This is a genomic window from Corynebacterium sp. HMSC034A01 (assembly GCF_001838175.1).
In the GTDB taxonomy this organism is placed as follows: Bacteria; Actinomycetota; Actinomycetes; order Mycobacteriales; family Mycobacteriaceae; genus Corynebacterium.
On the sequence record NZ_KV835975.1, the window covers coordinates 144,506 to 144,930 of the forward strand.

General features: G+C 61.4%; 1 protein-coding gene. It reads right to left on the reverse strand.

Translation table 11 applies throughout. The features are described from left to right. Positions 1 to 425: enoyl-CoA hydratase/isomerase family protein (locus tag HMPREF2791_RS12305; protein WP_246825500.1), on the reverse strand; the 425-nt coding region annotated here is incomplete at both ends.

Here is a 425-nt window from a genome sequence, read left to right on the forward strand (position 1 = left end):
CGCCGAGCGCTTGCGAGGGGTGCTTCGGCAAGTTCTGCAGCAACCACGACATACCCACGTCAGTGATGTAACCGATGTTCATCTCCGGCATGGAGGCGAACGCGTCCTCAGTGACCACCATGTGCGAGCCGTGCGCCGACACACCCATGCCACCGCCCATGATCACGCCGCTACACAGCGCGATGTACGGCTTGGGGTAGTTCGCAATGTCCAAGTTCATGGCGTACTCGTCTGCGAAAAACGTATCGACCTCATCCAGGCGTCCCTCGAGGACACCGTCGCGCGCGGCACGGACGTCGCCGCCGGAGCAAAAGTGCTTGCCAGAGGACTGGATGACAACTTGGGTGACGGTGTCGTCGTCACGCCACTGCTTCAGGATCTCGTCGATGGCGCGTGCCATCTCCGGGTTCAGAGAATTCAGGGCC